This is a genomic window from Brevundimonas huaxiensis, assembly GCF_014218725.1.
GTDB lineage: Bacteria > Pseudomonadota > Alphaproteobacteria > Caulobacterales > Caulobacteraceae > Brevundimonas > Brevundimonas huaxiensis.
The window spans coordinates 1,023,823-1,033,002 of the sequence record NZ_JABBJE010000001.1; the positions used below are offsets into that span (position 1 = coordinate 1,023,823).

Genomic DNA, 9,180 nt, shown 5'->3' on the forward strand with positions numbered 1-9,180 from the left:
GGCGCGCGGCAGGGCCTCACGCGAGGGTTGGGGCTTGCGATGGATCGCCATCGCCAGCCGGGGAAAGCCACCGGCAGGCGAGGAATGAGATGATCCTAACCCGATTGGGTAGGCGGTGGAATCGGAAAACCCTGTGAGTTGAGGGGTTTCTGAATTCCCGTGTCAGGGTGCGGGCTAGGCGGGGGTGTCCCACGACGCGGCGGGCTCGCCGTCGAAAGTCTCGACCAGCTTCGACGGCGGCGACCGATGCGGCGTCGGGATCGTCAGCGGGCGCGGCATCGGGATGGTCAAGCCGCCGTCAGGGAAGCGATGGCTCGGAAACCGCCGCCCCCGGCTGGGCTTGACGGGCTGATGGCACATCACGCGGCCTCCATGGCGGCGTCGCCGCCGTCCAAGGCGATCACGGCGGCGGCGACAATCTGACAAACCACCGTCAATAGGGCTTCCCCGGCGTCGCTGGCGCCCAGCATCACGGTAGTGGGCTCGGTGGTGATCGGCGCAGCGGCCCCGAACCCTAGAGTCTTCAGCCCTCGGCAGGGCCACATGAGGGGGACAACCACTGGCTCCGCTCCCTGTCGTCCGATCACCAAAGCGTTGGGATAGAGTTCGTCAAGCGGCCGTTCGTCGTCGGGATAGTCGCACCAGACTTCAATGTCGCCGTGACTGCCCAGGCGCAGCGAATTCATAAGGTGCCGCTCAACTAGGAGGCGGAGCCTCGCTTGGACAGGGCGGCTACCGAAGCCAGCGACGGCGTTCTGACGGCCGCTCAACCCGCCATAGCCAGGCGCAAATTGGCTGTGAAGAATGAGGGCGTCACGCTCCAGCTTGGCGGCCAACGAGGTGACCTGGGACGGTTCCGGCTCGCGAGGCGGCTGGCGCTGATACGGCGTCGTCACGTCATCGATTCCCGAACCGCCTGCCGGGCGGCTTCACGACGAGCCTCTTCCAGGCGCGCGCCGATCCAAAAATCAACCGCCGTCCGCGACCACCGGAGGCCTCGGACGCCAAGCCGCAAAACAGGCTTGGGAGCGTCGGCCAGGCGGCCGAACGCCTGCGGCGTCAGCCCCAAGGGGCGGAGACGCGCGGCGAGTTCGCGGCTTCCAATCAGGTTCAGGGGCTCGCTCACTGACCGCGCCCCTTTCGGAAGTCGTTCACCCAGGTGCCGGTCACGCCAGCGTTGTTCGCCGCCTCGAGGCGGGCACCCGCCTTCATCGCCGCCAGCTTCGCCCGCGACGCGGCGGCGGCGTCGGCCTGGGCGGTCGGCTCGGCCGGTGTGAAAAGGTGCGGCGCGGCCTGGGCATGGCGCGCCAAGGCGTCCACCAAGGGCTCGCCGGATGCTAGGCGGATATCGCCGTCGCCGGTGATTTCAGGAAGGTCGACGGCGATTACGCGGCGGCTGATGTCGGCCGCCTGGGCGTCGCTGACGCCCGGCGCAGAGCGCAGCACGGCGGCGCGCACGACGGCCCGAAGGACCGCCGACTTTTGGTCAGTCATGAGATGAAAACTCAGAGGGCCGCGCCGCCCTGGGCGAGGCCGTGGAAAGGATAAACGGGGGACGGTGGCTCGAAAATCGAGAGGGCGCCAACGCCCCCGGCCGTATCGGGGAGGCCCCCTCACCGACTTTCGGACCCTACGCGATATTAACCATATTGTCAAGAATTTTGGCTTTTAGTCTCTTGACTAGTTTGCGTGATTGTGAATTGGGAGGGACCTGAGAGAGCAGAACCATATCCAAAAGTTATCCAAATTTTGGCCGCAGGCTGGACATAGCTTGTTGAATTTTCTGCACTTACCTCGTTCACAGTTCATCCCTGTGATCACCCACCATCGTCGCCTCCGTCTATCGACAGCTAGAGCCCTCTTGGATTTCGCACGGAGCGGCTTAAATGCCGATGCCTGCTGCTGAACGGAAACCGACCTATGGCCGACTACGACTACGACCTCTTCGTCATCGGCGCCGGTTCGGGCGGGGTGCGGGCGGCGCGGCTGACGGCGCTGGATGGCAAGAAGGTCGCGGTCGCCGAGGAATATCGGGTCGGCGGCACCTGCGTCATTCGCGGCTGCGTGCCCAAGAAGTTCATGGTCATGGCCTCCGAGGTCAGCCACGCGCTCGAGATCGCCGAGGGCTACGGCTGGTCGTTCGACAACGCCAGATTCGACTGGCCCACCTTCCTCGAAGCCAAGGACGTCGAAATCGCGCGCCTGTCCGGCATCTACGCCGCCAACCTGGGCAAGGCCGGGGTCGAACTGGTCCACGGTCGGGCGGTTATGAAAGACGCCCACACGGTCGAGATTGTCGGCAAGGATCGCACCATCACCGCCGAGAAGATCCTGATCGCCACGGGCGGCCGCCCCTGGAAGCCGGACGAACTGCCGGGGATCGAGCACGCCATCACGTCCGAAGAAGCCTTCCACCTTCCGGAACTGCCCAAGCGCATCCTGATCGCGGGGGGCGGCTATATCGCGGTGGAGTTCGCCGGCATCTTCGCGGGCCTGGGCGTGGAGACGACCCTGATCTATCGCGGCCCCAACATCCTGCGCGGCTTCGACGACGATGTGCGCGCGCACCTTGCCGGAGAGATCGAAAAGCGCGGCATCAAGGTCATCCTGGGCTGCCAGCACGAGAAGATCGAAAAGACCGATAGCGGCCTCATAAACCACCTCGAAAACGGCATGAAGCTGGAGACGGACGTCGTCATGTTCGCCACCGGCCGCGTCCCTTACGTCAAGGATCTGGGGCTGGAGAACGCAGGCGTAGAGCTGAATGAAGCGGGCGCCATCAAGGTCGATGCCTATTCCAGGACGACGGCGGAGAACATCTGGGCCATCGGCGACGTCACCGACCGGATGAACCTGACGCCCGTGGCCATCCGCGAGGCCGTCGCCTTCCACCAGACCGTCTATCGCGACAATCCCCAGCAATTCGACTACGAGGCCGTGGCCACCGCCGTCTTCAGCCAGCCGCCCGTCGGTGTCGTCGGCCTCAGCGAGGCCGAGGCCCGCCGCTCCTGCTCGAACGGCGTCGATGTCTACGTCACCCGGTTCCGGCCGATGAAATACGCCTTCACCGGCTCGGACGAGCGGGTGCTGATGAAGCTGGTGGTCGATGCCGACAGCCAGCGCGTGGTCGGCGTCCATATCGTCGGTCCCGACAGCCCCGAGATGATCCAGCTGGCCGCCATCGCGGTGAAGGCCGGCCTGACCAAGGCGCAGTGGGACGCCACCTGCGCCGTTCACCCGACCATGGCCGAAGAGCTGGTCACTCTGAAGGAGAAGCAGTCGGGCGCGACCTCCGCCGGCTGACGCTTGCGCTCACGGCCGGGGCCGCTCGCGGAACCGTTCCAGCAGGTCCAGCCGGGCGCTGAACGGCACGGGCGTCACGGTCGGTCCCGCATTGACGAAGTTCATCAGCCGGGTGTCTCTCAGCGTCGCCGTAGGCCAGCGCGGCCGCCCGACGCCGTTCGGATCGCCCGAGCGCGCGAAGGCGGTCCAGTAGCCCATCATGGCCTCCGACGCCTTGCGGTCCCGATCCTCGACCGGATAAGGCAGGGTGTTCAAAGTGCCGAACACATAGGGCCGCTCAATCGCATGGGTCGCCCCGCCATGCGGCTCCGGATTCTGCGGCGACGAGATATCGAACCGATAGAGCCAGGCCGGATGGCCCGCCTTGGCATGCAGCCGCGCCAGCATTCGGGCCGGTTCTGAAAACACCAGATCCGTGATCGCCAGCTTGTCGAACGCCTCCAGCCCGCCATAGGCCTGAACGGCGTCGGCGCGCTCGAGCCAGGTCATGTCGTCGTCGATCTGACCATAGCCGTTGCGATCGGTGGGCCGCATCCACCAGAACTCGGCGCTGTTGCTGCCGATGATGAAGGGCACCGGGGCCTGCCGCCCCGTCTTGAACGCCGCCTCAACCGTGGACGGCACGACCCGCCCGTCGATCAGCGTCAGGTCGCCGTTGGCGAAGACCGGCGGCGGCGTCAGGAACAGATCGGCCGGCGCCGCGCGCAAATCCGCCGCCGTCCGCAGTCCCGCGCCATAGGCCCAGACCTCGCCGCGCTCCCGCGCTGAGGGCGCGCCATAGGCGCCTTTCCGGTCCAGCGGCGTCTGCAACTCCCGCCCCAGTCCGGACTGAACGATCGCCCGGTCGAACAGACCGCGCGCCGGCGGCGAGATCATCAGCCGCGTGACGATCGCCCCGCCCGCCGATTCGCCAAAGATGGTCACGTTCTCGGGGTCGCCGCCAAAGGCCGCGATATTGGCGCGCACCCATTTCAGCGCCGCCGTCACGTCCATCAGACCGTAGTTGCCCGCCGCCTCGCCTGCCGGGCGCTCGGCCGCCAGCGCCGGATGATCGAAGAAGCCCAGCCGCCCCAGTCGATAGTTCAGCGTCACCACGACCATGCCGCGCTTGGCCAGGTTCGTTCCGTCATATAGCGGCGCGGTTCCCGACCCATTGACCAGGCCGCCGCCGTGAATCCAGACCATGACTGGGGCAGGTTGCGCCGCGCTGATCGGCCGCCAGACGTTCAGGTTCAGACAGTCCTCGCTCATCGGCAAGGGACCGACGCCGGGGTCGCCGTTCGGGGGCGCCTGGATGCACAGCGGACCATAGGCCGAGGCGTCCCGCTGGCCCTGCCAGGTCGGCGCGGGACCGGGCGGTCGCCAACGCCGCTCGGCCGTCGGCGGCGCGGCATAGGGAATGTTTTTGAACGTCGCCACATCGGCGTCCGCGCGCCCGTTCAGGACGCCTTGCTGAATGCGGACGGTGGGCTGGTCGGCTGCGGGCGCCATCATGAGCGAGAGGGTGGCGAAAACGCCGGCGATTGTCATGCTCGCTGATTAGCAAATTCCGGCGGCGCGCCAATCATCTTGCGATCACAGATCACGACACACGGTGAGAGAACCGTTTTCGATATGGCGCGTTATCGCCAAGCTGTGCGGGGTAGGCGTTGAACGAAACAGTGAAATCAAGCGACCTGACCGTAGATCTGGGCGCGGCCTTTGAGGCTTCGCCCAATCCGTACGTGCTGATTACGCCTGACCTGCGCATCGCCGAGGTCAACCAGGCCTATATGGATGTCACAGGCGCCAAGCGTAGCGACATGATCGGTCAGCCCCTGTTCTCGACCTTCGATTCTGGCCCTGGCTCGGACGCCCCGGAGAACGTCCGCCAAGTCCGTGCCTCACTGGAAAAGGCGCGCGACACCCGCCAACGCGATCATCTGGCGGTCGTGCGCTTCTCGATGCCTCGAGCCCAGCCGGACGGCAGCGAGGTTTTCGAAGAGCGTCTGTGGAGCGCCACCCATACGCCCATCCTGAACGCCGACGGCGAAGTGGTCATGCTGCTTCAGCACACCACGGATGTGACGGACCTGGCGCCCGTGATCCGCCCGGATGAGCCGACCACCGCGCTGGACGCCATCGTCGGCGGCTCGGTCCTGCGTCGCGCCCAGTCGGTGCAGGAGGACAATCGTCGCCTAGAGACCGAGCGCAATCGTCTCGTTGAAATGTTCATGCAGGCGCCCGGCTTCGTCGCCATCCTGTCCGGGCCGGATCACCGGTTCCAGATGCACAACGACGCCTACAGCCAACTCATCGGCCACAGGGACATCGCCGGAAAGCCCGTCAGGCAGGCCCTGCCGGAACTGGAAGGCCAAGGCTATTACGAGTTCCTCGATAGCGTCTTCGCCACAGGCGAACCCTATGAAGGCCGCGAAAGCGCGGCCCAGCTGCAGCGCAAGCCCGACGGGCTGCTGGAAACCGTCTATCTCAACTTCATCTATCAACCGATCCGCGACGACGCGGGCGCGGTCGTGGGCATCTTCGTTCAGGGCCACGACATCACCGAAAACGTCCTGGCCGCACAGCGCCAGAAGCTGATGATCGACGAACTGAACCACCGCGTGAAGAACACCCTGGCCACGGTGCAGTCCATCGCCATCCAGACGGCACGCTCCAACACCGACCCTGCAAGCTTTGCGGAGACATTCCAGTCGCGGATCATGGCGCTGTCGCACACCCACAACCTGCTGACGCAAAGCCATTGGGAGGGCGCCGACCTGCGCGCCATCCTGGAACACGAGACCGAAGCTTACGGGCCGACCCGCATAAGCCTGAATGGACCGCCGGTGTCGCTGGAGCCGGCCGTCGTCCTGTCGCTGGGCATGATTTTCCATGAACTTGCGACGAATGCCGCCAAATATGGCGCTCTTTATACCCCGGACGGTCGCATCCTCATCGACTGGGGCCTGGCGGATCAGCGTGACCGGAAACTGAAGCTGAGCTGGCGAGAAATCGGCGGCCCGAAGGTTACGACTCCGGAAAGAAGAGGCTTTGGTAGCCGCTTGATTGAACGAAACATTCGACATGATCTGGCGGGCGAGATCGATCTGGTCTACGCCGCCGATGGATTGATCGCGGAACTGACGGTTCCACTGGACAGGACGGCCGCACAATGACTCAACCTCTGACCGGTCGCCGTGTCCTCGTGGTCGAGGACGAATCCCTAGTGGCCATGCTTCTGGAAACCATTCTGGAAGACATGGAATGCGTGCCGATCGGTCCCGCCTCCAATGTGGACGACGGCCAAAAACTGGCCCGAGAGACGGACAATCTCGACGCCGCCCTGCTGGACGTGAACGTCGCCGGTCGTCAGGTCTTTCCCGTCGCCGAGGCGCTGAAGGAACGCGGCGTGCCGTTCGTCTTTTCAACCGGCTACGGCGAAGGCGGTTTGCCCGACGAGTGGCGCGGCCAACCCACGATCCAGAAGCCTTTCACCGAAGCCGCCATCCGCGACGCCCTGATGAAGGCCATGGGCGTCGCCGAGGCCTGACCCTAACTCGGCATCCGCCGTGGCGCGAACCAGCCTTCGTCCGTTCTGTAAATGCTCCCGGCCGCTGTTAGAATATCCAGAGTGTGTCGAAGGCTTTCGGTGACGGCCTTCGCCCGTTTTGGAATCTCGAGACAGGTTTCGAGATGTTCGATTTCCAACGGCCTCCCTACTCCGCGCATCACCTCCAACACAGTCATAATTCGCGCGATTTCGTCAGACGGTAAGACCGGGCGAGAAGTGGGCGCCTCGTTCTGCATCGATGGGTGTGATTTGCGGGATTTAGGAGACTTGCCTGTCTGGTAGCCAGGTCGAAGATAACGGATCTGCCCTGCGTCTTCCTCCCCTGCTCGGCTTTGATTGAGCGCCACCAGATGTGAAATCATGGCCTCGTCACCGATATCTGAGGGCCATCCATAAGCTTGCAAAACCAGCGCATCCAAACGCTGGCTCATATGCAAAAGCAGGTCCACGCAACCTGCCTGCCGGATGGTTCGATCATTTTCGGTAAGCGCTACGCCGCCCAGGATCTTTTGCATCACGTTGTACAGGCCCGTCATCGACAGGTCCGCATTTTGACCCAGCACGCGGGATCTCAGATCGTCCAGACCCTCCGCAACGGTGGCGATTTCCTCACGCAGCAATGGACTTGCGTTGGGGAATGGAAAGCGGTCGAAACACATTCCCTTAGAATAGACAGGGCGATCTTCAAGTTTTCCACCGACGGCAAGCGCCCACGCCCGATGCACCTTGGACGACAGCACGCCCAGCACGAACGGGTCGTCAGACGCAATGCAGACCAACCGATTATCTGGCAATATCGAGGCGTCGAGAAACCGGAACCAGCGATGTTTTGACGTCTCTACCGTCACAATAAAGCGCGGCGATCCTTCCAAAGCCCGACGAAGTTCTCGTCTCGGCTCGCCGAAAATCCACCAGTTTTCACGATAAGATGCTCTGTTGTTGGCGTCCCGATCCGGTTTCACCGTTTCCATCAAATGCTGCATGAAGCCGGGATGCTGTCGAATGGCCTCTTCCTGTGACCATCGGTACAGATCGATGGCTTGAAGGTCCCGCGAGCGGTCCGTCAAATCCTTGCCGTTGCGGTAGGACCTGAGAGGTATGGTCTGTCGATCAAACGACTGATTGGCCAATACCGCAGCTTTCTCCGAAGCAATCAGGAAGCCGTCTCCCATCAACTGCACGCCGCGGTAAGCCAGCATTGCGTTGGCCTTCAGGCGCACGGTTCGTTCGACCCCGCGCCCAAGCGTGAGATCGCTGCCGATATCGCCTTTGGCTTCTGAATAGGTCACGCCTTCCGCGCTCTCCTGCGCAATAGACAGCAGCCTCCCCCGCCCATTAGGAGGCCCAGCTTCTGCGACCATCATCGCCACCCTGACGGCTGCGGCGCCCCTACCTTTAATCCAAGGATGATCAGCAATGGCGAACGTCAATCGGATCGGCACGTCGCCATGAAGCCTCTCCTCAATTACGCGGCGTGAGAATGTTTGAGTGATTGAGTTCGTCGTCACAAAACCGAAACGCTGCAATGCCGGCGCAAGCATGGACTGGGTTCTAAGCGAACCAGAGAGGTCATTGAACGGACCTCGGTTCGCGGCATCATCGATGAGAATTTCCGCCGCTCGGTCCCACCAAACCGTGACGATATCGGCAGACCGAAACCGCTCTCCACGAGACGCCCAAAGCGCCTCGGCGTAGTCAGAGCCCAGTTCGTCGCGAAGATTCTTCCCCGCGATAAAGGGGGGATTTCCGATGATGAAGTGGGCTTTTGGCCATGTTGGCGCGAATGGTTCAATGTGTCGTACGCCGTCTCTCGATGATGAACAGGGGATCTGAGTTGTCCGCAAGATCGCATCGCCCTGCTCGATGACGCAGTAATTCTTCAAAACTGGATTGGACGTAAGCACTTGGCCCGAGTGCCGGTAATGCCATTGTAGATGGCCGATCCACATGACGACGGTGGCTATCCAGACGGCTTGGGGGTTCTTCTCGATGCCCATGAACTGACGTGGGCCGACCGACAATCCATCTGTCTCAAGCACGCGCTGCGAAACACCCAGCGACGCCAGTCGCTCAACAACCTCGCCCTCAAGGCCCTTCATCCTGTCCATGGCGATGGAAAGGAAGTTGCCCGTCCCGCAGGCAGGATCAAGCACTGTGATGTGGCACAAGGCGTTGTGAAAAGACTTCGCCAGCTCACAGGCCTTGCGAAGATATCCCTCCCGTTCAAGCTGACGTGCCCCTGAGTTTTCATCCAGCGGCGACCAGAGTCCTTGGGTTAGTTACGCCTCGCAGCGTGGGGTGAGCAACAGGCCGGGCCGCGCAGC

At 63.2% G+C, this 9,180-nt stretch carries 8 protein-coding genes; 3 read left to right on the forward strand and 5 right to left on the reverse strand.

All coding sequences use genetic code 11. The features are described 5' to 3' along the window. Positions 1-174: 174 nt before the first annotated feature. From HF680_RS05165 to HF680_RS05175, 3 genes are all read right to left on the reverse strand, one after another. A complete protein-coding gene (locus HF680_RS05165; RefSeq protein WP_185224268.1) occupies positions 175-360 on the reverse strand; it encodes a hypothetical protein in 186 nt (61 codons plus the stop codon). After that, on the reverse strand, positions 360-686 hold the full coding sequence (locus tag HF680_RS05170; RefSeq protein ID WP_185224269.1) for a hypothetical protein: 327 nt from the start codon (positions 684-686) through the stop codon (positions 360-362). The genes HF680_RS05165 and HF680_RS05170 overlap by 1 nt, the downstream gene beginning before the upstream one ends. 436 nt (positions 687-1,122) lie before the next feature. Then, entirely contained in the window at positions 1,123-1,494 is a 372-nt protein-coding gene (locus HF680_RS05175; RefSeq protein ID WP_185224270.1) for a hypothetical protein, read from the reverse strand. Between the two features lie 426 nt (positions 1,495-1,920). Here HF680_RS05175 and gor point away from each other — a divergent pair, with 426 nt between their 5' ends. Continuing rightward, positions 1,921-3,303 carry a glutathione-disulfide reductase gene (gor, locus tag HF680_RS05180; RefSeq protein ID WP_185224271.1) on the forward strand — a complete coding sequence of 461 codons (1,383 nt, stop codon included), beginning with the start codon at positions 1,921-1,923 and terminating at the stop codon, positions 3,301-3,303. 9 nt (positions 3,304-3,312) lie between these two features. On the opposite strand, the gene HF680_RS05185 is transcribed toward gor, so the two are convergent. Beyond that, a complete protein-coding gene (locus tag HF680_RS05185; RefSeq protein WP_185224272.1) occupies positions 3,313-4,833 on the reverse strand; it encodes a carboxylesterase/lipase family protein in 1,521 nt (506 codons plus the stop codon). 131 nt (positions 4,834-4,964) lie between these two features. Here HF680_RS05185 and HF680_RS05190 point away from each other — a divergent pair, with 131 nt between their 5' ends. Continuing rightward, a complete protein-coding gene (locus HF680_RS05190) occupies positions 4,965-6,461 on the forward strand; it encodes an HWE histidine kinase domain-containing protein (protein ID WP_317133994.1) in 1,497 nt (498 codons plus the stop codon). Beyond that, on the forward strand, positions 6,458-6,835 hold the full coding sequence (locus HF680_RS05195; protein ID WP_045811250.1) for a response regulator: 378 nt from the start codon (positions 6,458-6,460) through the stop codon (positions 6,833-6,835). The genes HF680_RS05190 and HF680_RS05195 overlap by 4 nt, the downstream gene beginning before the upstream one ends. Before the next feature lie 2 nt (positions 6,836-6,837). On the opposite strand, the gene HF680_RS05200 is transcribed toward HF680_RS05195, so the two are convergent. Then, entirely contained in the window at positions 6,838-9,111 is a 2,274-nt protein-coding gene (locus tag HF680_RS05200) for a class I SAM-dependent DNA methyltransferase (protein ID WP_317133998.1), read from the reverse strand. Positions 9,112-9,180 lie beyond the last annotated feature (69 nt).

Bases quoted from the DNA above. Each gene is read 5' to 3' on its own strand.
- HF680_RS05165 (WP_185224268.1), bottom strand. From the start codon at position 360: ATGTGCCATCAGCCCGTCAAGCCCAGCCGGGGGCGGCGGTTTCCGAGC.
- HF680_RS05170 (WP_185224269.1), bottom strand. From the start codon at position 686: ATGAATTCGCTGCGCCTGGGCAGTCACGGCGACATTGAAGTCTGGTGC.
- HF680_RS05175 (WP_185224270.1), bottom strand. From the start codon at position 1,494: ATGACTGACCAAAAGTCGGCGGTCCTTCGGGCCGTCGTGCGCGCCGCC.
- gor (WP_185224271.1), top strand. From the start codon at position 1,921: ATGGCCGACTACGACTACGACCTCTTCGTCATCGGCGCCGGTTCGGGC.
- HF680_RS05185 (WP_185224272.1), bottom strand. From the start codon at position 4,833: ATGACAATCGCCGGCGTTTTCGCCACCCTCTCGCTCATGATGGCGCCC.
- HF680_RS05195 (WP_045811250.1), top strand. From the start codon at position 6,458: ATGACTCAACCTCTGACCGGTCGCCGTGTCCTCGTGGTCGAGGACGAA.